The organism is Streptomyces sp. NPDC051315 (genome assembly GCF_044455165.1).
GTDB lineage: Bacteria > Actinomycetota > Actinomycetes > Streptomycetales > Streptomycetaceae > Streptomyces.
On record NZ_JBITEN010000018.1, the window covers coordinates 55,672 to 80,496 of the forward strand.

18 protein-coding genes and 1 riboswitch are annotated in these 24,825 nt (G+C 70.7%); of the genes, 8 read left to right on the forward strand and 10 right to left on the reverse strand.

All coding sequences use genetic code 11. From position 1 onward, the window contains the following. Positions 1-62: 62 nt before the first annotated feature. The 3 genes from ACIBBD_RS29700 to ACIBBD_RS29710 form a co-directional block, all read right to left on the reverse strand. Positions 63-818: a M23 family metallopeptidase gene (locus ACIBBD_RS29700; RefSeq protein ID WP_399422641.1), complete on the reverse strand. Its 756-nt coding sequence runs from the start codon at positions 816-818 to the stop codon at positions 63-65. Between the two features lie 13 nt (positions 819-831). Beyond that, a riboswitch (cyclic di-AMP (ydaO/yuaA leader) is annotated at positions 832-999 on the reverse strand. Between the two features lie 225 nt (positions 1,000-1,224). Next, positions 1,225-2,613 carry a M16 family metallopeptidase gene (locus tag ACIBBD_RS29705; protein ID WP_399422642.1) on the reverse strand — a complete coding sequence of 463 codons (1,389 nt, stop codon included), beginning with the start codon at positions 2,611-2,613 and terminating at the stop codon, positions 1,225-1,227. Next, entirely contained in the window at positions 2,610-3,992 is a 1,383-nt protein-coding gene (locus ACIBBD_RS29710) for a M16 family metallopeptidase (RefSeq protein WP_399422728.1), read from the reverse strand. The genes ACIBBD_RS29705 and ACIBBD_RS29710 overlap by 4 nt, the downstream gene beginning before the upstream one ends. A 399-nt stretch (positions 3,993-4,391) precedes the next feature. On the opposite strand from ACIBBD_RS29710, the gene ACIBBD_RS29715 reads away from it, so the two are divergent. Then, entirely contained in the window at positions 4,392-6,848 is a 2,457-nt protein-coding gene (locus tag ACIBBD_RS29715; protein WP_399422643.1) for a DNA topoisomerase (ATP-hydrolyzing) subunit A, read from the forward strand. A 558-nt stretch (positions 6,849-7,406) separates the two neighbouring features. On the opposite strand, the gene ACIBBD_RS29720 is transcribed toward ACIBBD_RS29715, so the two are convergent. Continuing rightward, positions 7,407-8,537, reverse strand: a complete 1,131-nt coding sequence (locus tag ACIBBD_RS29720; RefSeq protein WP_399422644.1) for a CobW family GTP-binding protein — start codon at positions 8,535-8,537, stop codon at positions 7,407-7,409. Between the two features lie 321 nt (positions 8,538-8,858). On the opposite strand from ACIBBD_RS29720, the gene ACIBBD_RS29725 reads away from it, so the two are divergent. Continuing rightward, positions 8,859-9,416 (forward strand): DUF6082 family protein, encoded by a 558-nt coding sequence (locus ACIBBD_RS29725; RefSeq protein WP_399422645.1) that lies wholly within the window; start codon positions 8,859-8,861, stop codon positions 9,414-9,416. A 247-nt stretch (positions 9,417-9,663) separates the two neighbouring features. Then, positions 9,664-9,903 (forward strand): hypothetical protein, encoded by a 240-nt coding sequence (locus ACIBBD_RS29730; protein ID WP_392004422.1) that lies wholly within the window; start codon positions 9,664-9,666, stop codon positions 9,901-9,903. A gap of 434 nt (positions 9,904-10,337) precedes the next feature. Here ACIBBD_RS29730 and ACIBBD_RS29735 read toward each other — a convergent pair whose 3' ends face one another. Next, entirely contained in the window at positions 10,338-11,504 is a 1,167-nt protein-coding gene (locus tag ACIBBD_RS29735; RefSeq protein ID WP_399422646.1) for a citrate synthase/methylcitrate synthase, read from the reverse strand. A gap of 99 nt (positions 11,505-11,603) precedes the next feature. On the opposite strand from ACIBBD_RS29735, the gene ACIBBD_RS29740 reads away from it, so the two are divergent. The 4 genes from ACIBBD_RS29740 (at position 11,604) to ACIBBD_RS29755 (ending at position 16,545) form a co-directional block, all read left to right on the forward strand. Next, positions 11,604-12,860, forward strand: a complete 1,257-nt coding sequence (locus ACIBBD_RS29740; RefSeq protein ID WP_399422647.1) for a citrate synthase — start codon at positions 11,604-11,606, stop codon at positions 12,858-12,860. Between the two features lie 164 nt (positions 12,861-13,024). Continuing rightward, positions 13,025-13,963, forward strand: coding sequence for a sucrase ferredoxin (locus tag ACIBBD_RS29745; RefSeq protein ID WP_399422648.1), 939 nt, complete (start codon positions 13,025-13,027; stop codon positions 13,961-13,963). Positions 13,964-14,203: 240 nt separating this feature from the next. Further along, positions 14,204-15,868, forward strand: a complete 1,665-nt coding sequence (locus ACIBBD_RS29750; protein ID WP_399422649.1) for an ATP-binding protein — start codon at positions 14,204-14,206, stop codon at positions 15,866-15,868. Then, on the forward strand, positions 15,865-16,545 hold the full coding sequence (locus tag ACIBBD_RS29755; protein WP_399422650.1) for a response regulator: 681 nt from the start codon (positions 15,865-15,867) through the stop codon (positions 16,543-16,545). Before ACIBBD_RS29750 ends, ACIBBD_RS29755 begins: the two co-directional genes overlap by 4 nt. 78 nt (positions 16,546-16,623) lie before the next feature. Here ACIBBD_RS29755 and ACIBBD_RS29760 read toward each other — a convergent pair whose 3' ends face one another. From ACIBBD_RS29760 to ACIBBD_RS29770, 3 genes are all read right to left on the reverse strand, one after another. Further along, positions 16,624-18,216: a cation acetate symporter gene (locus tag ACIBBD_RS29760; protein WP_399422651.1), complete on the reverse strand. Its 1,593-nt coding sequence runs from the start codon at positions 18,214-18,216 to the stop codon at positions 16,624-16,626. Then, the gene (locus ACIBBD_RS29765; protein WP_399422729.1) at positions 18,213-18,815 is read right to left on the reverse strand and encodes a DUF485 domain-containing protein; all 603 of its coding nucleotides are present in this window, start codon (positions 18,813-18,815) and stop codon (positions 18,213-18,215) included. Before ACIBBD_RS29765 ends, ACIBBD_RS29760 begins: the two co-directional genes overlap by 4 nt. Positions 18,816-19,014: 199 nt before the next feature. Continuing rightward, a complete protein-coding gene (locus ACIBBD_RS29770; protein ID WP_399422652.1) occupies positions 19,015-21,138 on the reverse strand; it encodes a type IIA DNA topoisomerase subunit B in 2,124 nt (707 codons plus the stop codon). Positions 21,139-21,580: 442 nt separating this feature from the next. On the opposite strand from ACIBBD_RS29770, the gene ACIBBD_RS29775 reads away from it, so the two are divergent. After that, positions 21,581-21,811 carry a hypothetical protein gene (locus tag ACIBBD_RS29775; protein WP_053848812.1) on the forward strand — a complete coding sequence of 77 codons (231 nt, stop codon included), beginning with the start codon at positions 21,581-21,583 and terminating at the stop codon, positions 21,809-21,811. An 86-nt stretch (positions 21,812-21,897) separates the two neighbouring features. On the opposite strand, the gene ACIBBD_RS29780 is transcribed toward ACIBBD_RS29775, so the two are convergent. Then, complete coding sequence (locus tag ACIBBD_RS29780; RefSeq protein ID WP_399422653.1) at positions 21,898-22,773, reverse strand: serine protease; 876 nt, start codon at positions 22,771-22,773, stop codon at positions 21,898-21,900. Positions 22,774-22,908: 135 nt separating this feature from the next. Next, the gene (locus tag ACIBBD_RS29785; RefSeq protein WP_399422654.1) at positions 22,909-24,453 is read right to left on the reverse strand and encodes an RNA polymerase sigma factor; all 1,545 of its coding nucleotides are present in this window, start codon (positions 24,451-24,453) and stop codon (positions 22,909-22,911) included. Positions 24,454-24,825: the final 372 nt, after the last annotated feature.

Consider the following 24,825-nt stretch of genomic DNA (forward strand, 5'->3'; position numbering starts at 1 on the left):
CGGGAAACGGCGAAAGCCCCGGCCGGAAGGGCCGGGGCTGCACGATCTGTCGCCGTACGTCGTCAGATGTTCACGCCGTGCTTGCGGAGGTAGGCGACCGGGTCGATGTCCGAGCCGTACTCGGTGCTCGTACGGGCCTCGAAGTGCAGGTGCGGGCCGGTGACGTTGCCCGTCGCGCCGGAGAGGCCTATCCGCTGGCCCGGAGTGACCTTCTGGCCCACCGAGACGCTGATGGACGACAGGTGACCGTACTGGGTGTACGTGCCGTCGCTCATCCGGATCACGACCTGGTTGCCGTAGGCACCGCCCCAGCCGGCCTCGACGACGGTGCCGAGCCCGACGGCGTGCACGGGAGTGCCGCTCGAGGCGTGGAAGTCGATGCCGGTGTGGCTGCCGGAGGACCACAGGGAGCCACCGGACTTGTAGCCGGTGGACACGTAGGACCCGGTGATGGGCGACACGAAGGTGTTCAGGCGCTCGCGCTCGGCCTCACGGGCGGCGCGGGCCCTGGCCTCGCGCTCCTTCTTGATCTTCGCGGCGGCCCGGGCGGCCGCCTCCTTGCGCGCGGCCTCCTCCTGGGCGGCCTGCTTCTGTGCGGCGGCCTGGTCGTCGATCTGCTCGGCGACGGAGTCGCCGATGGTGACGACGGGGATCAGCCCGGTCTGTTCCGCGGAGGTCTCGGCGGCGAGCGCCGGCGAGGAGGCCACGGTGCCGATGACGCCGGTGGTGGTGAGCGCCGCGATGCCCGCCGCGCGGGCGGTGGTGCGCTTCATCCGGCTGGGACGACGGTGCTTCCCGGTGGCGCAGGTGAACGCCATGAAGTCGAGTGGTCCTTTCCTTCCCTCTCGCCTACCGGGTTAGCTGACGGGTTCGGAGCAGGAAGGTCTCCTACGGGCCCCCTCGCGTCACGCGCGGGCGTCCGATTCACCCCAGGGACTGTGTACTTGGGTCCCCGGCTCCCCTGGCTCGCGCCGTACGGGGACTCGGCGATGGCTGTCCGGTGCCGCGGATGCGGCGCACTGCCCGACGAACAGCCCGGATGAAACTAGACGCGCCCGCTGTCAATCCCCAAACGGAACGCGGCTTTTGTAGCGCATGCCACAGGGCAGACAGGCAACCTCTCCCTCAATTCGGACATCAGGAGGCCCTGGTGACGCGTCGGTCACCAGGGCCCCTCGCACCCGCGCGTGGCCCGGCGGCCGGGCGTGCGCGCTGTCGCGGTGCCTACTCCGCGGACACGACCTTCACCTCGCCGATGCCCAGGGCCTCGACCGGCTCCTTGATCTGGGCGGCGTCACCGACGAGGACGGTCACCAGACGGTCGACCGGGAAGGCGCTCACGACGGCCGCGGTGGCCTCCACGGTGCCGGTCGCGGCCAGCTGCTGGTACAGCGTCGCCTGGTAGTCGTCGGGAAGGTGCTGCTCGACCTGGTCGGCCAGCGTGCCGGCGACGGCCGCCGCGGTCTCGTACTTCAGCGGTGCCACGCCGACCAGGTTCTGCACGGCGACGTCGCGTTCGGCGTCGGTGAGGCCCTCGGCGGCGAGGGTGCGCAGCACCTGCCAGAGGTCCGCCAGCGCGGGACCGGTGTTCGGGGTGTCGACGGAGCCGCTGATGGCGAGCATCGCGGCGCCCGTGCCGTCCGGCGCTGAGCGCAGGACCTGCCCGAAGGCGCGCACCCCGTAGGTGTAGCCCTTCTCCTCGCGCAGGACGCGGTCCAGGCGGGAGGTGAGGGTGCCGCCGAGGCAGTACGTGCCGAGCACCTGCGCGGGCCACACGCGCGCGTGCCGGTCGGGACCGATGCGGCCGATCAGCAGCTGCGTCTGGACGGCGCCGGGACGGTCCACGATGACGACCCGGCCGGTGTCGTCGGCGGTCACCGGCGGCACCGGCCGCGGCTGGGCCGAGGAGCCCGTCCAGGCGCCCAGGGTGTCGCCGAGGACCGCGTCCAGGTCGACCCCCGTGAGGTCGCCGACGACCACGGCCGTGGCCGTGGCGGGGCGGACATGCTTCTCGTAGAAGGCGCGGACGGCCGCCGAGTCGATGGTCTCGACCGTCTCCGCCGTGCCCTGGCGGGGGCGCGACATGCGCGCGGTGGCCGGGAACAGCTCCTTGGAGAGCTCCTTGGCGGCCCGCCGGGAGGGGTTGGCCAGCTCGTGCGGGATCTCGTCGAGACGGTTGCGGACGAGCCGCTCGACCTCGCTGTCGGCGAACGCGGGCGCCCTGAGGGCGTCGGCGATCAGCCCGAGGGCCTTGGCCAGGCGGGAGACCGGCACCTCGAGGCTCAGGCGGACGCCGGGGTGGTCGGCGTGCGCGTCGAGGGTCGCGCCGCAGCGCTCCAGCTCGGCGGCGAACTCCTCGGCGGAGTGCTTGTCGGTGCCCTCGGAGAAGGCCCGCGCCATGATCGTGGCGACGCCGTCGAGGCCGGCCGGCTCGGCGTCCAGGGGCGCGTCCAGGAGGACCTCGACGGCGACGACCTGCTGGCCGGGGCGGTGGCAGTGCAGAACGGTCAGGCCGTTGTCGAGCGTCCCGCGCGCGGGGGCGGGGAACGCCCACGGCCTGGCCTCGCCCGCCTGCGGCTGGGGGTGGAAGTCCATCGTGGCGAGCTCGGTCACTGGGCCGCCTCCTCGTTCTCGTCCTCGTCGGCGGTGTTCTCGGTGCTTGCGGCGTTCTCGGCGCTCTCGGCGCCTTCCGCGCTCTCGACGGGCTCGTAGACCAGCACGGCCCGGTTGTCGGGACGCAGACGGGCCTGGGCGATCTCCCGCACCTCATCCGCCGTGACGTCCAGCACGCGCTGGACGGCGGTCAGGGCGAGCTGCGGATCACCGAAGAGCACGGCGTACCGGCAGAGTTCGTCGGCGCGGCCGGCGACCGTACCGAGACGGTCCAGCCACTCGCGCTCCAGCTGGGCCTGGGCGCGCTCCATCTCCTCGGCCGTGGGGCCCTCCTCGGCGAAGCGGGCGAGCTCCTCGTCGATGGCGGTCTCGATGACCGGCACCTCGACGTCACCGGAGGTCTTCACGTCCAGCCAGCCCAGGGAGGGAGCCCCGGCGAGCCGCAGCAGGCCGAAGCCGGCCGCCACCGCCGTACGGTCGCGGCGGACGAGCCGGTTGTAGAGGCGGGAGGACTCGCCGCCGCCGAGGATGGTGAGCGCCAGGTCGACCGCGTCGCACGCGCGCGTGCCGTCCTGCGGCAGGCGGTAGGCGGCCATCAGGGCGCGGGCCGGGACCTCCTCCTCGACGACCTCGCGCAGCTGCTCGCCGATGATGTCGGGCAGGGTGCCGTCACGGGGAGCGGGCTTGCCGTCATGGGCGGGGATCGAGCCGAAGTACTTCTCGATCCAGGCGAGCGTCTGCTCCGGGTCGATGTCGCCGACGACCGAGAGGACCGCGTTGTTGGGCGCGTAGTACGTGCGGAAGAACGCGCGCGCGTCCTCCAGGGTCGCCGCGTCCAGGTCGGCCATCGACCCGATCGGGGTGTGGTGGTAGGGGTGGCCGTCCGGGTAGGCGAGGGCGGTCAGCTTCTCGAAGGCCGTGCCGTAGGGGACGTTGTCGTAGCGCTGGCGGCGCTCGTTCTTCACGACGTCGCGCTGGTTCTCCATGGACTCGTCGTCCAGGGCGGCCAGCAGCGAGCCCATGCGGTCGGCCTCCAGCCAGAGGGCGAGCTCCAGCTGGTGGGCGGGCATGGTCTCGAAGTAGTTGGTGCGCTCGAAGCTGGTGGTGCCGTTGAGCGAGCCTCCCGCGCCCTGGACCAGCTCGAAGTGGCCGTTGCCCTTGACCTGGGCGGAGCCCTGGAACATGAGGTGTTCGAAAAGGTGAGCCAGACCGGTACGCCCCTTGACTTCGTGGCGCGAACCGACGTCGTACCAGAGGCACACCGCCGCGACCGGGGTCAGGTGGTCCTCGGAGAGCACCACGCGCAGGCCGTTGGCCAGGCGGTGCTCGGTCGCTGTCAGGCCCCCGGAGCCTGCCTGGGCTGTGGCCGTGTGACCCATGGGCATGTACGTCCCTTCCGATCGCGGACGCGGTCGTCGAAACCGCGGTTTTCCTGCCGGTCCTGCCACTGTATGCAAGCGCGCGGAGCGTCGGCGAAGTTCCCGGGCGCCGTACGCCCAGAGCGAGATCGCGTAGCCTGCGGGCAGCCGTGGAGGAGGTGCCCCTCCGGCCGGGGCCGGACGCCCAGGCCCGGGGCGTGGCCCGCACTGTCAGTGCCACGGTCCACAATGGTCCGCGTCAGACCCGTCACACGCTTCAGCCAGAGCGAGCCGAAGGAACGCGTCGGTGTCGAGAGGGCGAATGCGCCGAGCCCCGAAGGCTTGAGCGCGGTCGCCCCCTCGACACCGACGTGAAGGTCCCGTAGGCGAGCGACCAGAAAACAGGAGGAGCCGGCAGCGATGGCCCGCCGCAGCACGAAGACCCCGCCGCCCGACGACTCGTACGAGGAGAAGATCCTCGACATCGACGTCGTCGACGAGATGCAGGGCTCCTTCCTCGAGTACGCGTACTCGGTCATCTACTCCCGCGCCCTGCCGGACGCCCGCGACGGTCTCAAGCCGGTGCACCGCCGCATCGTCTACCAGATGAACGAGATGGGCCTGCGCCCCGACCGCGGCTACGTGAAGTGCGCGCGCGTCGTCGGCGAGGTCATGGGCAAGCTGCACCCGCACGGCGACGCGTCGATCTACGACGCCCTGGTGCGCATGGCCCAGCCCTTCTCCATGCGGGTGCCGCTGGTCGACGGCCACGGCAACTTCGGCTCGCTGGGCAACGACGACCCGCCGGCCGCCATGCGGTACACCGAGTGCCGTCAGGCCGCGGCGACGAGCCTGATGACGGAGTCGATCGACGAGGACACCGTCGACTTCGCGCCCAACTACGACGGCCAGGAGCAGGAGCCGGTGGCGCTGCCGGCCGCCTTCCCCAACCTGCTGGTCAACGGCGCCTCGGGCATCGCGGTCGGCATGGCCACCAACATGCCGCCGCACAATCTGGGCGAGGTCATCGCGGCCGCCCGCCACCTGATCCGCTACCCGAACGCGGATCTGGACGCCCTGATGAGGCACGTGCCGGGCCCCGACCTGCCCACCGGCGGCCGGATCGTCGGCCTCTCCGGGATCCGGGACGCGTACGAGACGGGCCGCGGCACCTTCAAGATCCGCGCCACCGTGTCGGTGGAGACCGTGACGGCCCGCCGCAAGGGCCTGGTCGTCACGGAGCTGCCCTTCACCGTCGGCCCCGAGAAGGTCATCGCCAAGATCAAGGACCTGGTGGGCTCGAAGAAGATCCAGGGCATCGCCGACGTCAAGGACCTCACCGACCGTGCGCACGGCCTGCGCCTGGTCATCGAGATCAAGAACGGCTTCGTGCCGGAGGCGGTCCTTGAGCAGCTCTACAAGCTGACCCCGATGGAGGAGTCCTTCGGCATCAACAACGTGGCGCTGGTCGACGGCCAGCCGCTCACGCTGGGCCTGAAGGAGCTCCTGGAGGTCTACCTCGACCACCGCTTCGAGGTCGTCCGGCGCCGCAGCGAGTTCCGCCGGGCCAAGCGGCGCGACCGCCTGCACCTGGTGGAGGGCCTGCTCACGGCGCTCGTCGACATCGACGAGGTCATCCGCCTGATCCGCTCCAGCGAGAACAGCGCGCAGGCCAGGGAGCGCCTGATGGAGCGCTTCTCGCTGTCGGAGGTCCAGACCCAGTACATCCTGGACACGCCGCTGCGCCGTCTGACCAAGTACGACCGCATCGAGCTGGAGGCGGAGAAGGAGAGGCTCAACGAGGAGATCGCCGAGCTGACCCGGATCCTGGAGTCGGACGCGGAGCTGCGCAAGCTGGTCTCGACCGAACTGGCCTCGGTGGCCAAGAAGTTCGGCACCGAGCGCCGCACGGTCCTGCTGGAGTCGGCGGGCACCCCGGCCGCCGCCGTACCGCTCCAGGTCGCCGACGATCCCTGCCGCGTCCTCCTCTCCTCGACGGGTCTGCTGGCCCGCACGGCGAACAGCGAGCCCTTCGCGGAGGACGCGGACGCCAAGCGCACCAAGCACGACGTGATCGTCTCGGCGGTGCCGGCCACCGCCCGCGGGGAGATCGGCGCCGTCACCTCGGCGGGGCGCCTGCTGCGGATCAACGTCGTCGACCTGCCGCAGCTGCCGGACACGGCGTCGGCGCCGAACCTCTCCGGCGGTGCCCCGCTGGCGGAGTTCGTCTCCCTGGAGGGCGACGAGACGGTGGTCTGCCTGACCACCCTGGACGAGTCCTCCCCGGGGCTGGCGCTGGGCACCGAGCAGGGCGTCGTCAAGCGCGTGGTGCCCGACTACCCGTCCAACAAGGGCGAGCTGGAGGTCATCACCCTCAAGGAGGGCGACCGGATCGTCGGCGCGGTCGAGCTGCGCACCGGTGAGGAGGACCTGGTCTTCATCACGGACGACGCACAGCTGCTGCGCTACCAGGCCTCGCAGGTGCGCCCGCAGGGCCGTCCCGCGGGCGGTATGACAGGCATCAAGCTCACCGAGGGCGCCAAGGTGATCTCGTTCACGGCGGTCGACCCGGCGGCGGACGCGGTGGTCTTCACGGTCGCGGGCTCGCGCGGCACGCTGGACGACTCCGTCCAGACGACGGCGAAGCTGACCCCGTTCGACCAGTACCCGCGCAAGGGCCGCGCCACGGGCGGCGTGCGCTGCCAGCGGTTCCTGAAGGGCGAGGACTGCCTGTCCCTGGCCTGGGCGGGTGCCGCCCCGGCGCGGGCCGCGCAGAAGAACGGCACCCCGGCCGAACTCCCGGAGATGGACCCGCGCCGCGACGGCTCGGGCGTGTCGCTGGCGAAGACGGTGGCCGTGGTGGCGGGGCCGGTCTAGGAGCTCCGAACCAAAGGGGAGTCCAGCTCGCGGCGTCCGGTGCGTGCGATCGCAAGGCGCCGGAAGGTCCTTGTGGCGGAGCCACCAGAGCCTTTCGGCAACGCGGCGAACGTGCGTGCCAGGCGTCGCGAGCCGGGCGCCCCTTTTGTCCGGAGCACTAAGGGCCTGACCGGCGGATCGGGTCGGCTTCGAGCGGGGGTGCCTCTCGGTCGAGGCTGACCGTGGCGGCCGAGCGGGGTTCGACGCGTACGGCTGCGAGCGGGGTTTGGTGCGTGCGGCTGCGAACGGAGGAGGGCCTCGACGCGAGAAGGGCGTCGGCGCGATGGGAGTCCCCCCGTGGGAGCGCAGGCGGGCGTGGGGAGCGTGGGGAGTCGTCAGCCGCCGACAAGGCGGCCGACGCGTGTGCCGGGGGCCGTGCCCCGGCAAGATCCCACAGGCCACTCCGGTGTCCTGAGTCGGAGATGTCCGGGTGGTCCCCGCACCTCTGGCTCAGGACACCGGGGTCTGCTCGCGATCCGGACTCCCCTCCGGCTCGACCGGTGATCGACAGGACGCTCCCTAAGCCTCCGGGAAGTCTTCGGGGAGGTCTTCCGGGACAGGGTTCGTGCAGACCTGGGCCAAGGCATCCTCATCCCGTTCGCCGGGGTCCTGTACGTAGCGCAGGACGCCCCACATGCCGTGTTCGTCGGCGTGCGGGGCATCAATCCGGCATGCCTCCAGCTCCTTGCCGAGGGCGTCCGCGTCGATGCCGGCGCCGATGAGGACGAGCTGGGTGAGGCGCTCCTCGGCGGGTCCCCAGGGTTCGGGGTAGAAGCGGAGGAAGCGGCCGACGGCGTGCACGGCGTACCGGTTGCCGGGGTCGTACGGGCCGAAGTCGACGTACCCCTTGATCCGGTACAGACCCTCGGGGCGGCTGTCGAGGAACGCCATCAGCCGTCGCGGGTCGAGGGGGACCGCGGAGGTGAAGGACAGGCTGTCGTAGCCGGTGTGCAGGTGGCCGCTGTGCTCCCCGTGGTCGTCGTGCCCCTGGTCGTCCTGGCGGTGCAGGTCGTCGAAGGAGAGCTGCCCGACCCGCTCCTCGCTCGGCCGGCAGTCGAAGAGGAACTCGGGGTCGATCCGGCCGTAGGTGGCGGGGACGACGGCGGCCCGGTCGGTGAGGGAGCGGACGAGCCCGAGGACGCGGTCGGCGTCGGGCGTCCGGTCGAGCTTGTTCACGACGACGAGGTCGGCGAGGGCCAGGTGCCGGTCGATCTCGGGATGCTTCGTGCGGGTCTCGTCGAACTCGGCGGCGTCGACGACCTCGACGAGTCCGCCGTACACGATCCCCGGGTGTTCGCTGGCCAGCACCATCCGTACGAGTTCCTGGGGCTCGGCCAGGCCGCTGGCCTCGATGACGATGACGTCGATGCCGGTGGAGGGGCGGGCGAGCCGTTCGAGGTAGACGTCGAGCTCGCCGGCGTCGACGGCGCAGCAGAGACAGCCGTTGCCGAGGGAGACGGTCGAGTCGCCGAGGGCACCGGCCACGGCCATGGCGTCGATCTCGATGGCCCCGAAGTCATTGACGATCGCGCCGATGCGGCTGCCGCCGCCGCGGTGGAGGAGGTGGTTGAGCAGCGTCGTCTTGCCGGAGCCGAGGAATCCGGCGAGAACGACGACCGGGATCTGCTGCGGACTGCGGCTCTGCGTCAACGTGCGACCTCCCTGGCACCTACGCGTGCACCGGCTCGCAACCGGCGCACGGTCGAGGATTGAATGACGACCCAGGATACGAGCCGGAAGAATCACCGCGAAGTGAACGATTGTTAGCAGCACTTGCCGGGCAGACGTTGGGCAAGGCGCCGTGGCGTGCGACCCTCACTTCCCTCCGTGCGCCTCCTCTCCGCCTCCCCGCCGATCAGAGCCGCTCGGCACTCTGGGAGACGGCAAGCGCCGCCCACCGCTCGCCGGTCCCCGTCACTCCACCCGCATCACGCGACGACCGGCTGAGGGTCGCCTGATTCGGGGGTTGACATGGCCACACGGAAATCGCGGGTACGGAGGCTGGGGCCCGTCGCGGCAGCGGGATTCGGCCTGGCGGCCGGGACCCTCGTCACGCTCGCCGCGCAACGGCACACCCTCAAGGCACTGCACGCACGGCTGGAACGCATCGAACAGATGGCGTCCGCCCAGCACCACGCCAACCTGGCGCACCAGCAGCGGCTGCACTGGGAGTTGTTGAGCAAGGCGATCGACAGTCCCGAACTGGCTGAGGTGCTGGACATCTTCGAAGTCCCCGCCTCGCCACAGAAACGACGCCAGTACCTCTTCGCGAACGCCCTCTACACGAACCTGCTCTTCTACTACCGCATCGGCAATCTCACGCGCGAGGAGTTCTACGGACGCGTCCGGGGCCTGCTGCAGAACCCCGTCGTCCGGGAGTACTGGTACGCGACGCAGGGCCAGCGGGCCACGCTGCCCGACGACTCGGACGAGGCCGACCTCGGGCGGATGGTCGACGGCCTCCTGCACCGGCTCGAGGAGGCCGACGTCGACGAGTGGTGGGTGGTCGGCGAACCGCCGAGCGAGTAAACCCGGCGCGCGGCCCGAGAATCACGCCGTCGGCCCATAACGAACGGATGAAGTGTCACGTTGTCCCAGACGCTGCTGGGGTTGACTCACACGTGATCGCGTAGGCGACTCCATAAGATCATCGCTCACGCCGCCGGATGACGAACGCGCCCCACAGGGCCGCCCCGATCGCCCCGCAGCCGTCGTGCGCAAGCTCTTCCAGCCTTGTTCAACCCTGTTCAGCCTTGAAAGTCAGAGGGAACCAACAGTGAGTCAGATCATCCGTCGGATCGGTGTGCCCCCAAGCCAGCGGGGGAGCACGGGAGGAGGCAACTGCCCCGACATCTTCGAGTTGGCCGACGGGAACTTCGCCGTCATCGGCACGGACGCCACCGAGGCGCTCGATGCCGGGCTTCCTTCCGACGCCTCACGCGCCGACTACGAACGCATCGTGGTCATCACCCGTGAAACGCTGATTCGCGCCAAGGCCGACATCCCCGACGTGTGAGCGAGGCCATGTCCCTGACCTGCGGGCGGCACCTGGACGCACCTTCCGGGCTCCTGAAGAAGCCCGGAGCACGCCGTCGGGCCGACCGGTCCGGGTGACGTGCGCACTCGCCGGTCCGGCACCTCGTGAGGTGCCGGACCTTCCGCGTTTCCGGGGGGACGGGTTCCTCCGGCCGGGGCCGGTTTCCCCGCTGGGACCGGTTCCCCCGGCCGGGGCCGGTTCCCCGGGCCGCTACTGGTTTCACGGACCGCTTCCACGGGCCGCTTCCTCAAGCCGGGACTGGTCCCACGGACCGCTTCCACGGGCCACTCCTCAGGCCAGGGCCTGTTTCACGGGCCGCTCCCCCAGACCGGGCCGGATCCACGCGCCGGTCCATACACCGGGGCCGGTTCCCGGGCGCACGCGCCCCTGCAGTTCGTGCACCTCGCACTTCCTCAGGCCGCGCTCGGCACCACCACCGGCGCCACCGGCCCCACGTAGCGCGCCACCGGACGGATGATCTTCGAGTCCCGCGCCTGTTCCAGGAGGTTGGCGCTCCAGCCCACGACCCGCGCCGCCGCGAAGGTGGGGCTGAACATCTCCCGGGGCAGACCGCACAGTTCCATGACGACGCCCGCGTAGAACTCCACGTTGGTGTGCAACTCCCGGCCCGGTTTCAGTTCGGCCAGGATCGCCTCCACATGTCGCTCGACCTCGACGGCGAAGTCGACCCGCGGGCCCCCGAAGCTCTGGGCGATCTCGCGGAGCATGCGGGAACGCGGGTCCTCGGTGCGGTACACGGCGTGGCCGAAGCCCATGATGCGCTCGCCGGCGAGGACGCGCTCGCGGATCCAGGCATCGATGCGGTCCGGGGTGCCGATCGCGTCCAGGGTGTCCAGCGCCCGGCTGGGCGCGCCGCCGTGCAGCGGCCCGGACAGCGCACCCACGGCTCCGACCAGACAGGCCGCCACATCGGCGCCGGTCGACGCGATGACGCGGGCGGTGAACGTGGAGGCGTTGAAGCCGTGATCAATGGTTGAGATCAAGTATTGCTCAATGGCCCGAACGCGCTCCGGCCCGGGTTCGACGCCGGTGAGCATGTACAGGTAGTTCGCCGCGTAGGACAGGTCCTCGCGCGGCCCGACGGGTGCGAGCCCCTTTCCCAGCCGGTGCAGCGCCGTCAGTAGCGTCGGCACGGCCGCGGCAGCCGCGACGGCGTCCTCACGGCGTTGGTCCGCGCCGATGTCGTACACCGGTCGGAAACCCTGCGCGGCTCCCAGGAGGGACAGGGCCGTCCGCATTCCCGCGAGCGGGTTCGCACCGGCCCCGGCCGCCGCGATCGCCGGCAGTACGGCTTGGACCCCGTCGGGCAGGTGACGCAGTGCGGCGGTCTCGGCGGCGAAGGAGGCGCTGCGCCGCGCGTCCGGCAGGTCGCCGTACACGAGCAGGTGCCAGACGTCCTCGAAGGTGCGGGACCGCGCCAGGTCGACGGCCGAGTACTGGCGGTAGTGGTAGAAGCCCTCGCGCCCCCGGACGTCGCCGACCTCCGTATCGGTGACGACGACTCCCGCGAGCCCTCGCGGTACCTCGATGAGTGCTGGTGCGGACCTGTTGACGGACATGACGACCTCCCTGGAATTGATTCGAATGTGGATGACTGACCGATCATCTGTCAATGTTGATTGAATCAACTCAACAGCTCTGCCGATACGGTGATCCCCATGCGCGACCACGAGCCCGGCCCCACCCACCCGGAACGACGTCTGACCACCAAGGAGGCCGCCGATCTGCTCGGCGTGAAACCCGAAACGGTGTACGCGTACGTCAGCCGGGGACAGCTCAGCAGTCAGCGGGTGCCCAACGGCCGGGGCAGCACGTTCGACGCCAAGGAGGTCGAGGCGCTCGCGCGGCGCAACAGGCGCGAGATCAGCGGGGCCCCGGCATCGGGTGCGGAGCTGTCCGTGCGCACCCGCGTCACCTTCATCGACCAGGACCGGTACTACTACCGCGGCGTCGACGCGACCGAGCTGGCAACCCGGCACTCCTACGAGGAGGTCGCCGAGTGGCTGTGGACCGGCCGGATGCGCCCCGGGGTCACCTTCACCGCGCCCGAGACCTCCGTCCAGGCCGCCCGCCGCGCCGTGGACGCGCTGCCGGAACACACCGGCCCCGCCGACCGCCTGCGGGTCGCCGCGATCGCCGCCGCGGCCGCGGACCCCCTCCGGTTCGACCTGTCCGAGGCCTCCGTGCTCGGCACCGCGCGCACGCTGATTCCGACCCTCGTCGCCGCCCTGCCGCCGAAGCAGCGCACCCATCGGGACGGCGGTGCCCTGGCGCAGCGACTGTGGGGGCGGCTCAGCTGGCGGCCCGCCGCCGAGGCGCCGCTGCACGTCCTGGACACGGCCCTCGGGCTGCTCGTCGACCACGACCTGGCCGCTTCCACGCTCGCGGTCCGCGTCGCCGCGAGCGCTCGCGCCCACGCCTACGCGGCCGTCTCCGCGGGGCTCGGGGTGCTCGAGGGCCCGCTGCACGGCGCGGCGAGCGGGCTCGCCCACCGGCTCGTGCAGGAGGTGCTCGACCAGGGCTCGGCCGCTCCCGTCGTCGCCGAGGAGCTGCGGGCCGGCCGCCGCATCCCGGGGCTCGGGCACCGCCTCTACCCGGGAGAGGACCCACGCGCGCGGGTTCTCTTCGCTCTCCTGGAGGAGGTTCCCGAAGCCGCGCCCGCCCTCGCCGCCGCCCGCGACATCGTCGCCACGACCGCCCGGTACAGCCCGCTGCACGCCAACGTCGACCTCGCGCTCGCCGTCCTCACCGCGTCCTGCGGCATGGAGGCCACGGCGGGCGAGACGGTGTTCGCCGTGGCCCGTACGGCGGGCTGGATCGCCCACGCCCTGGAGGAGTACGCGGAGCGGCCCTTGCGCATGCGTCCCAGCGGACACTACGTGGGACCGATGCCTCCCCAGCCGCTGCCGGAGTAGGCCCGCCGCACCCCACCCGCACCGTACACCCCCCTGACCTGGTGTGATGTATCGACAGAGCGCGACACCCGTATCCCGGTACGGCACGCGCGCGCGTGCGTGCGAGGCAGGACACGCGGCCGACGGTCAGTCACGTGGGGCGAAGTCAGGTTAGGCTCACCTCTGTGAGTACGTGCACGGCCGTCTCGCGGGACCTGGACGAGCCCATGTCCGGCACCGCGCCCACGGCGAGGACCTGGCTCCTGCTGGAACAGCCCGGCCCCTGGGGTGCCAAGGCACTGGTGTCGAGCCACCTGGACCCCGCACTCGGCCGCGCCCTGGAGGCGGCTGCCCAGGACACGGGCGTCCGCGTCGCGCTCATCCGGCGCCCGGGACGGCACGCGGACTGCCGTACTCCACGCGTGCGCCAGGTGTACGCGGCCCACACCGTCCCCGGTCGGGTGTGGCTGCGCAGCGCCACGACCGGCGACCCGAGCCGACTGCTGGACCTCGACTTCGCCGCGCTCGGCCGGGGCGACCACCACAGCTTCGACGCCGCGCTCCAGGGCCGTCCCCACACCGGCGACCCGCTCGCCCTCGTCTGCACCAACGGCAAGCGTGACCGCTGTTGCGCGCTGCTGGGCCGTCCCCTCGCGGCGGAACTGGCCGCCTCCGGCGTGGACGGTGTCTGGGAGGTCACCCATCTGGGTGGTCACCGCTTCTCCCCCACTCTGCTCGTCCTGCCGCACGGCTACGCCTACGGCCGGGCCGCGGCACACAGCGTCAAGGAGGCCCTGCACGGCGTGCAGGAGGGACGGATCGTCCTGGAGGGCTGCCGCGGGAGCTCGGCCTGGGAACGGCCCGGCCAGGCGGCGGAGCTGGCCGTGCGCGCGGCGACCGGCGAGTACGCGGCAGAGGCCCTCGGCGTGGTCCGTACCCACGGCGAGGCGCCCCGCTGGGAGGTGACCGTCGCACACGCCGACGGCCGGCACTGGAGCGTCGTCGTGGCGCAGGGCGCGTCCCTGCCACCGCGTCCGGAGAGCTGTGGAGCGACGGTCCTGGGCGCACCGGCCCGGATGGACGTGGTGGCGGTGCGCGAACTGGCGACGGCAATGGCGAGCTGAGCCACTCCCCGCGATCGACCTCATCGCCCCGCCGGCGTCGGGGACAACTGCTCCGGGCTCACGGCGCCGACCCGGCCCACGGCGTCGCTCCAGCTCATGGTGCCGCCCGGCCCCACGGTACGGCCAAGTCACCGCCGAACCGTTTCCTCTTGACTCCTCTTGATTCCTCTCGAACGGATCAAGAGATCCGCACCACACACCCCTACGGCTGGACCGGCCCGTCCACGTACCGTCATGGGTATGAGCCCCACTCCCCCTGTCCGTCGCCTTCGCCTCGGGATGCCCCGGCGTGTGTTCTCACAGGTGCTGCTCATGCAGCTGGCGATCGCCGCCGGAGTCGTGGTGCTCGCGACGGGACTGTTCCTCGCCCCGCTCAGCAACCAGTTGGACGACCAGGCGATGCGCCGCGCGCTCGCCATCGCCCAGACCACCGCCGCGGTGCCGCAGATCGCCGAGGACCTGCAGAACACACCACCCTCCGTCGACGGGCCCGTGCAGCGGGAGGCGGAGCGGATCCGCAAGGCCAGCGGCGCGGAGTACGTCGTGGTGATGGACCTCCACGGCACACGGTGGTCGCACACCGACCCGAGGGAGGTCGGCGGCCACGTCTCGACGGACCCCAGCCAGGCACTGGCCGGCAGGAACGTCATGGAGATCGACAGCGGCACCCTGGGCCGCTCGGCCCGCGGCAAGGTCCCCCTGCGCGACAGCGACGACAAGATCATCGGGGCGGTCTCGGTGGGCATCGAGTACGACAGCGTGCGGGCCCGGCTGATCCACGCGATCCCGGGGCTGTTCGCGTACGCCGGCGGCGCACTCGCCGTGGGCGCGCTGGCCGCCTGGCTGATCTCCCGACGGGTCCAGCGGCAGACCCGCGACCTGGCCTTCTCCGACATCTCCGCGCTGCTGGCGGAGCGTGAGGCGATGCTGCACGGCATCCGGGAGGGCGTCGTCGCCCTGGACCGCGCCGGACGCATCCGCCTGCTCAACGACGAGGCACAGCGCCTCCTGGGCATCGGGGACGAGGCAGTGGGCCGCTCGCCCGACGAGGCACTCGGCGAGGGCCGTACGGCCGACGTCCTGGCCGGCCGGGTGACCGGTACCGACCTGCTCACCGTCCGCGGGCAGCGCGTCTTGGTCGCCAACCGCATGCCCACCGACGACGGCGGCGCCGTGGCGACGCTGCGTGACCGCACCGAGCTCGAACAGCTCGGCCGCGAACTCGACTCGACGCGCGGCCTCATCGACGCTCTGCGAGCCCAGGACCACGAGCACGCCAACCGCATGCACACACTCCTCGGGCTGCTCGAACTGGAGATGTACGACGATGCCGTGGATTTCGTGGGCGAGGTGGTCGGCGATCACCGGGCGACCGCCGAACAGGTGACCGAGAAGATCGAGGACCCGCTGCTCGCCGCCCTGCTGGTCGGCAAGGCGACCGTCGCGGCCGAGCGCGCCGTCGCCCTGCGGGTGTCGGACCGCACCCGGCTCCCCGACCGGCTGGTGGACCCGCGCGGGCTGGTCACGGTCGTCGGCAACCTGGTGGACAACGCCCTGGACGCCGTCGCGGGCACGCGGAACGCGCGCGTGGAGATCGAACTGCGCGCCGAGGGCCGCACCGCCGTCCTGCGGGTCCGGGACACGGGCCCCGGCATCCCGCCGGAGCATCGCGCATCGGTCTTCACCGAGGGGTGGTCCACGAAGAAGCCGCCGGCGCACGGCAAGCGTGGCATCGGCCTGTCCCTGGTGCGCCGGCTCGCCGAACGGCAGGGGGGCAGCGCGTCGGTCGGTGAAGCGCCGGGCGGCGGGGCCGAGTTCACCGTGATACTGCCCGAGGCGCTGGCCGAGCCCGATCCGCAACCCGCCCTCGCCGCATCCACGAAGAGCGAGAAGGAGTCCCGATGATCGAGGTCCTGGTCGTGGACGACGACACCAGGGTCGCCCAGGTCAACGCCGCCTACGTCGAGAAGGTGCCGGGCTTCCACGTCGCCGGCGAGGCGCACAGCGCGGCCGAGGCACTGCGCCAGCTGGAGATGATCCCCCGCCTGGACCTGGTCCTGCTGGACCACTACCTGCCCGACGAGACGGGTCTGGAGGTCGTCCAGGAGATGCGCCGCCGCGGCCACCAGACGGACGTGATCATGGTGACGGCGGCGCGGGACGTCTCGACCGTGCAGGCGGCGATGCGGCAGGGTGCCCTGCAATACCTGGTCAAGCCGTTCGCCTTCGCGGGCCTGCGCGCCAAACTGGAGGCGTACGCGGAGCTGCGCCGCACGCTCGACGGCGGCGGCGAGGCCGAACAGGCCGACGTCGACCGCATCTTCGGCGCGCTGTCCGCGCCGTCGGAGCCGGGGCTGCCCAAAGGGCACTCCCCCACCACCGCCGAACTGGTCCGCCAGTCACTGATGAACGCCGAAGGGCCCCTGTCGGCCCAGGAGATCGCCGACCGGACCGGCGTGAGCCGCCAGACCGCACAGCGCTACCTGAAGCTCCTGGAACGCACCGGCAGAGCCCGCCTGACCCTGAAGTACGGCGACGCGGGCCGCCCGGAACACCGTTACGTGTGGGCGACCCGCGCCTGAGCACCCGAGCCGGCGGAGGCGAGACGGACCCCGCCGGCCGCTGGGCGCCCCGTCCTACGACGATCGGGGCCCGGCCCCCTAGACGGCGCCCGCCCCCGTCAGCGACCGCACCTCGGTCTCCGCGTGCTTGGCCTCGTCGGCGACCTCGGCCGAGGTGACCGTGCCGAGCCAGCCCGCGAGGAAGCCCAGCGGGATCGAGACCAGGCCCGGGTTCTGCAGCGGGAAGACCTGGAAGTCGAGCTCGGGAAAGAGCGACTGAGGGCTGCCGGACACCACCGGCGACAGCAGGACCAGCACCAGCGCGGGGATCAGTCCGCCGTACACCGCCCACACGGCGCCCCGCGTGGTGAAGCCCCGCCAGAACAGTGAGAACAGCAGGACCGGGAGGTTCGCGGACGCGGCGACGGCGAAGGCGAGCCCCACGAGGAAGGCGACGTTGAGATCGCGGGCCAGCAGACCGAGACCGATGGCGACCACGCCGACTCCCACGGCGGCGATCCGCGCCACCGCCACTTCGCTGCGCGGCTCGGTGTTCTTGCGCCTCAAGGACGCGTACAGGTCGTGCGCCACCGACGCCGAGGAGGCGAGCGTGATGCCCGCGACCACCGCGAGGATGGTGGCGAAGGCGACGGCCGCCACGATCGCGAACAGAACCGTTCCCCCCGTGGAGCCCGCCCCGCCGCCCAGATCGAGGGCCAGAAGCGGCACCGCCGTGTTCCCGGCCGCGTTCGACCTGCGTACGGCGTCGGGTCCGACGATCGCCGCCGCGCCGAAGCCGAGGACGATCGTCATCAGGTAGAAGCCGCCGATCAGCCCGATCGACCAGACGACGGAACGCCGGGCGGCCCGCGCGGTCGGCACGGTGTAGAACCGGGACAGGATGTGCGGAAGCCCGGCCGTACCCAGTACCAGCGCGAGCCCCAGGCTCATGAAGTCGAAGCGCGCGGTCCAGTCCCCGCCGTACTTCAGCCCAGGTGCGAGGAACGCGGCGCCGTGCCCGCTGCGTTCCGCCGCCGTGAGCAGCAGTCGGTCGAAGTCACCGTGGAAGCGGACCAGGACCAGCACGGTGAGCGCGAGAGTGCCGCCCAGCAGCAGCACTGCCTTCACGATCTGGATCCATGTGGTGGCCCGCATCCCTCCCAACGACACGTAGATCACCATGAGCGCACCGACACCGATGACGGCCCAGGCCCGGGCCGCCTCGCCGGTCTGCCCGAGGAGCAGCGCGACCAGGCTTCCCGCACCCACCATCTGCGCCACCAGATAGAGAACGGACACGGTGACGGAGGAGGTTCCCGCCGCGATCCGCACCGGCCGCTCACGCATCCGCGCGGCCACCACGTCGGCGAGGGTGAACCGCCCGCAGTTGCGCACCAGTTCGGCCACGAGGAACAGCACCACCAGCCACGCCACCAGGAAGCCCACCGAGTACAGCAACCCGTCGTAGCCGAAGAGCGCGATGAGCCCGGAGATGCCGAGGAAGGAGGCGGCCGACATGTAGTCGCCCGCGATGGCAAAACCATTCTCCATCGGCGAGAACAACCGGCCGCCGGCATAGAACTCCTCCGCCGAGCCACGGCGCTTCCGGCTCACCCATGTCGTGATCCCGAGGGTGACCGCGATGAAGGCGCTGAACAGCAGCAGCGCCAACGTCTGATGGTTGTCGGTCACGCCACACCCCCTCGCGCCTCGCGCGTCAGCTCCTGCGTCTGCCAGCGCACGTCGAGCGCCGCACGGTCCCTGCGCAGCCGCGCGTGCCGGGCGTAGGCCCAGGTGAGCAGGAACGTGCTGAGGAACTGCCCGAGACCCGCGAGCAACGCCACATTCACCGCGCCCGCCACGGGACGTGCCATGAGACCGGGCGCGGTCGTCGCGGTCACGACGTAGCCCACGTACCAGAGGAAGAAGCCGGCGACCGCCGGGACCACGAACCGTCGGTACCGGCTGCGCACCTCCTGGAAGGCCGCACTGCGCTGCACCTCGAGGTAGACCTGGGCCGTAGCCACGGCGGCGTCCTCCCGCTCCCGCCGTGCCGCCGGGAGGTCCGCCGCGGACGTGCCCGGAGGGCCGGTAATGCCGGTAGCGCCTGGACTGTCCGGCTCGCCCCAGCCCGAGGCGAGCGTTTCGTACCACGGATCCGCGTACCGGACGTCCCGCGGGGCGTCGGAGAATGACGCCCCGTGGAATGACGCCCCGTGGTTTTGCCCATGGTCGCCCGAACTTGCGGAACCGTCCCGGCTTCCACCGGTACGGCCGTTACTTGACTGCATGCCCAAGGATGGACAGAACGGGAAGATCTCTGACTCTTCTTCCCTCCGCTCTTCACCCCATCAGGTGACCACGGGCCCCGTTACCCCGTCGGCGGTCACACCACTCCGGGGCAGGGCCAGACCCGCCGCAGCCCTCGGAGCCGAAGTCCTCGGACGAGGGCACGCAGCAGCCCTGGCCACGCCAGGCCCGGCGCAGCCACTACGCGTCGATGCGCGACCGGTCCAACGTCGCCGCCGAGCTGGAGATGAACTCCTTGCGGGGTGCCACGTCGTTGCCCATGAGGAGGTCGAACACCTGCTCCGCCGCTTCGAGGTCGGAGAGGTTGATGCGGCGCAGCGTGCGGTGGCGCGGGTCCATCGTCGTCTCGGCCAGCTGGTCGGCGTCCATCTCACCGAGGCCCTTGTAGCGCTGGATGGAGTCCTTGTACCGGACGCCCTTGCTCTGGAACTCCATGAGCTTGTCGCGCAGCTCACGGTCCGAGTACGTGTAGACGTACTTGTCCTGGCCCTTCTTGGGCTGGACGAGCTCGATGCGGTGCAGTGGCGGCACGGCGGCGAACACCCGGCCGGACTCGACCATGGGCCGCATGTAGCGGTGGAACAGCGTCAGGAGCAGGGTGCGGATGTGGGAGCCGTCCACATCGGCGTCGGTCATCATGATGATCTTGCCGTAGCGGGCCGCGTCGATGTCGAAGGTCCGGCCCGACCCCGCCCCTATGACCTGGATGATCGCGCCGCACTCTGCGTTCTTGAGCATGTCGGTCACGGAGGACTTCTGGACGTTGAGGATCTTGCCGCGGATCGGCAGCAGCGCCTGGAACTCGGAGTTCCGGGCGAGCTTCGCCGTGCCGAGCGCGGAGTCCCCCTCGACGATGAACAGCTCGCTGCGGTCGACGTCGTCACTGCGGCAGTCGGCGAGCTTGGCGGGCAGGGACGAGGACTCCAGGGCCGTCTTGCGGCGCTGCGCGTCCTTGTGCTGCCGGGCCGCGATACGCGTACGTGCCGCCGCGACCGCCTTTTCCATGACGACCCGTGCCTGGGCCGCCGCGTCCCGCTTGGTGGACGTCAAGAACGCCTTGAGCTCCTTGGAGATCACGGTGTTCACGATCCGGCGGGCCGCCGAGGTACCGAGGACCTCCTTGGTCTGGCCCTCGAACTGCGGCTCTGCGAGACGGACGGTGACGACGGCTGTCAGTCCCTCGAGCGCGTCGTCCTTGACGATGTCGTCCTCGGCGACGCGCAGCAGCTTCTTCGCGCGCAGGACCTCGTTGAGGGTCTTGGTGACGGCCTGCTCGAAACCGGCCACATGCGTGCCGCCCTTGGGGGTGGCGATGATGTTCACGAACGACCGCAGCGTCGTGTCGTAGCCCGTACCCCAGCGCAGCGCCACGTCGACGCCGAGTTCGCGCGTGACCTCCGTGGGCGTCATCTGGCCATGGTCGTCCAGGACCGGGACCGTCTCCTTGAAGGTGCCCTGCCCGGTGAGGCGGAGGACGTCGCAGATGGGCTTGTCGGTGGCCAGGTACTCGCAGAACTCGCTGATGCCGCCGTCGAAGCGGAAGGACTCCTCGCCCTTGCTGCCGCCCTCGCCGAGGCCGTACTCGTCACGGACGACGATGGTCAGGCCGGGCACCAGGAACGCGGTCTGGCGGGCCCGCTGGTGGAGGGTCTCCAGGGAGAGCTTGGCGTCCTTCAGGAAGATCTGGCGGTCGGCCCAGTACCGCACGCGCGTGCCGGTGCGGGTCCTGGGGATCTTCTTGTCCTTGCGCAGGCCACCCTTGGCCTCGAACTTGGCGTCCGGCCCGTCGGCCGCGAACGCGCCGGGTACCCCGCGGCGGAAGCTGATCGCGTGCGTGTGCCCGCTGCGGTCGACCTCGACGTCCAGGCGGGCGGACAGGGCGTTGACCACGGAGGCGCCGACGCCGTGCAGACCGCCGGAGGCGGCGTACGAGCCGCCTCCGAACTTGCCCCCGGCGTGCAGCTTGGTCATGACGACCTCGACGCCGGACAGGCCGGTCTTGGGCTCGACGTCGACCGGGATGCCCCGGCCGTTGTCCCGGACCTCCACCGAGCCGTCGTCGTGGAGGACCACCTCGATGTGGTCGCAGTAACCACCGAGAGCCTCGTCGACGGAGTTGTCGATGATCTCCCAGAGGCAGTGCATCAGGCCTCGACTGTCGGTCGAGCCGATGTACATACCGGGGCGCTTGCGCACGGCCTCGAGGCCTTCGAGGACGAGCAGGTGCCGCGCGGTGTAGTTGGAACCGTCCCGGTCTGCTCCTGCCAGCAGCGCTGTGGACGGCACGGACGTCTCGGCGGTCACGCGGTTCGCTCCTCGCTGAATTTCAGTTGGGCCCTAGTGGGGAAGGGCGCGGCTTCGGTCGCCGCCAAGAGGGTACCGAGGCCTGGTAGAGCCGTTGTAACGCCACCCTCGTCTGAAGGCAGACTAGTCCAGAGTCGTATGAGTGTTCGATCCCTCGATGGAGTGAAGTACATGTCACGTTCCCTTCGAGGCATGAACCATTTAGGCTCCGGGCACGTCCTCATGAACAAACCGGCAATCCAGCCGGGAGGACGGAACCATGACCGACAGCGCGAAACCGTAAGACACATCAGACACGCAATACGGCACATTCGCCGCCAAACCGGCAGCAGACGGCCACTTCGAAAGATTTTTTCGAGGAGAAGCCACGAGCGGGAACGTTTTGGGGCTGGTTGGATGTTGACCCTGGTACGACAGCTCGTCGAGCTAGAGAAGAGGCGACGTGACTACTGTTCTGACCCCCGCGAGCCCGCTGACGGCCGCTGACCGCTGCGACCGCTGCGGCGCACAGGCGTACGTGCGCGTCGTCCTGCTCAGCGGCGGAGAACTGCTCTTCTGCGCCCACCACGGCCGCAAGTTCGAGCCGGAACTCAAGAAGATCGCCGCTGAGATACAGGACGAGACGGAGCGGCTGACCGCCGTTCCTGCATCCGCCTCCGAAGAAGAGCGCTGACCGTTCGCGTTCACGACGAGCCAGATCCGGCACAGGCCGGCACGTGGGCGGCCGCCCCTGCTCGCAGGGGCGGCCGCCCGCACTCGTTACGCGAAGAGGCGCTCGGGCCGGTCGGGCAGGCTTGTGAGCTCCCGTGAGCCGGTCTCCCAGCGCAGTGCCCGCAGAAGGTCGGACACACGCGTGTAGACCCCAGGGCGCCCCGGCCGCCCACAGCCGCTCCCCCAGGACACGAGTCCGATCAGCCGGCCCTGCGCGACCAGCGGTCCGCCGCTGTCGCCCTGGCAGGCATCCCGGCGGCCCTGCGTCTCTCCGGCGCACAGCATGGTCTCCGCCGTATACGTACCGTCGTCCGGTCCGGGGTACGCCGCCTCGCAGAGGCGGTCGGCCAGCACATGGAGGCGGGCTGCTCTGAGGCGGTGGGCGTAGGAGCCGTGCCCCGTGGTGTCGCCCCAGCCGTACACGGTGGCCTCGGTCCCGGGTGCGTACGCCGGGTCGCCGGCGGCGGCCATGCCGATCACCGAGGACTGCGGCAGCACCTCGGTGAGCTTGAGCACCGCGAAGTCTCCTGAGTTGGTGGAACTGTCGTAGGCGGGATTCACCCAGACCTGCCCCACCGGAATCTCTCGGCCCGTGTCCGAGTAGAGGTCCGTGCGCCCCGCGACGACCCGCAGGTCGGCCGCCCGTGTCGACCCCAGTACTTCCCCGCTCATGCAATGGGCCGCCGTGAGCACGGTGGACGGGCCGACCACCACGCCCCCGCAGAACTGCCCCGACCTCATACCGCCGAACCGGTCACGGCTGGACAGCGCGACGGTCCAGGGGCTGGTGGAGACATCGACCGGGAAGCCTCCGACGACGATGCCGTCGGAGGCCGCCGGTGCGGCGGAGACCAGCGGTATTGCCATGGCTGCGGCCGCCAGAACCAGCGGCCGGGCCAGGGCCCGGGCAAAGGGACGACGCATAGCGCTCCTCACTCGGGAGTGATCGATGGACACTCAGAGTGAGACACCTCATGGCGTCGCGCACCCGCGTACCGATGCCGAAGGCCCGGCTCCCTGGCGGGGACCGGGCCTTCGGTGTCGTCCTTCGGCTGCGACTTAGTCCAGGTAGTCGCGCAGCACCTGCGAACGCGACGGGTGGCGCAGCTTCGACATGGTCTTGGACTCGATCTGGCGGATGCGCTCCCGCGTGACGCCGTACACCTTGCCGATCTCGTCGAGGGTCTTCGGCTGACCGTCGGTGAGACCGAAGCGCATGGAGACGACGCCCGCCTCGCGCTCGGACAGGGTGTCGAGGACGGAGTGCAGCTGCTCCTGCAGGAGCGTGAAGCTGACCGCGTCGGCCGGGACGACGGCCTCGGAGTCCTCGATCAGGTCACCGAACTCGCTGTCGCCGTCCTCGCCCAGCGGGGTGTGCAGCGAGATGGGCTCGCGGCCGTACTTCTGGACCTCGATGACCTTCTCCGGGGTCATGTCGAGCTCCTTGGCCAGCTCCTCCGGGGTGGGCTCGCGGCCCAGGTCCTGGAGCATCTGGCGCTGCACACGCGCGAGCTTGTTGATGACCTCGACCATGTGCACCGGGATACGGATGGTGCGGGCCTGGTCGGCCATCGCGCGGGTGATCGCCTGACGGATCCACCAGGTGGCGTACGTGGAGAACTTGTAGCCCTTGGTGTAATCGAACTTCTCGACCGCGCGGATCAGGCCGAGGTTGCCCTCCTGGATCAGGTCCAGGAAGAGCATGCCGCGACCGGTGTAGCGCTTGGCCAGGGAGACCACCAGACGGAGGTTGGCCTCCAGGAGGTGGTTCTTGGCGCGGCGGCCGTCCTCGGCGATGATCTCCAGCTCGCGCTTGAGCTTCGGAGCGAGCTTGTCGGCGTTGGCGAGCTTGTCCTCGGCGAACAGGCCGGCCTCGATGCGCTTGGCGAGCTCGACCTCCTGCTCGGCGTTGAGCAGGGGAACCTTGCCGATCTGCTTGAGGTAGTCCTTGACCGGGTCGGCGGTGGCGCCGGCCGCAGCGACCTGCTGCGCTGGGGCGTCGTCCTCGTCCTCGTCGGAGAGTACGAAGCCGGCGCTCTCGGCACCCTCGGGCTCGTCGCCCGCCTTGGGTGCCTCCTCCAGGACCTCGTCCTCAAGGAGCTCGACGTCGTCCTTCTTCGCGGTGGTCTTCTTGGCCGCCGTCTTCTTCGCGGGGGCGGCCTTCTTGGCGGTCGCCGCCTTCTTGGCGGTCGTCTTCTTGGCCGCCGCCTTCTTCGCGGTGGCGGCTTCCTCTGCGGGGTCGTCCACAGCGGGTGCGGCCGGGGCGGCCGCGCTGGCGGCGGTGGCCTTCCTGGTGGTCACCGTCTTCGCCGCGACCGTCTTGGTGGCGGTGCGCTTGGCCGGACTCTTCGCTGCGACGCTCTTTCGGGTGCGCTTGGGCTCCGCGGCACTGACCATCAGCGTCACACCCTCTTCCTCGAGGATCTGGTTGAGGCTGCGCAGTACGTTCTTCCACTGAGTGGCCGGAATCTGGTCAGCTTCGAAGGCCCGACGCACATCGTCGCCGGCGATCTGCCCCTCAGCCTTTCCCCGCTCAATGAGCGCCATGACAGAGACGGACTCGGCGATCTCCGGCGGGAGCGTACGGGATGTGCTGGCCGACACGAACAACCTCTCGGAACGTTGGAAAACGGCTTCCGGCCCCGTCCACTGCGGACAGGAGCCGACCACCGGCCTGGGGATGGGCCGACGGCGCGGGCGGGGGCCGGGAAGTTCCACAGCGCCTTGTACGGCGTCCGTATTCCCTCCGCGGCTGTCACCTCTTAGGTCATCGCGTTGTTTCCACAAGCGTTACGCCCAATCTTCGTGGCCCGAGTCACACCCCGTAAGCACTCAAAAAGGTCAGACACGGGCAGATAAGGTCACCCGCGACGTCTACCCATGCCAGAGCGACCCAACCCGCCTCGACGCACCGCCGGACCCCGCAGGCCCGTGTTCAAGGTCTGCGGGGTCCGACGGGAGGGCGAGGCGCCGATC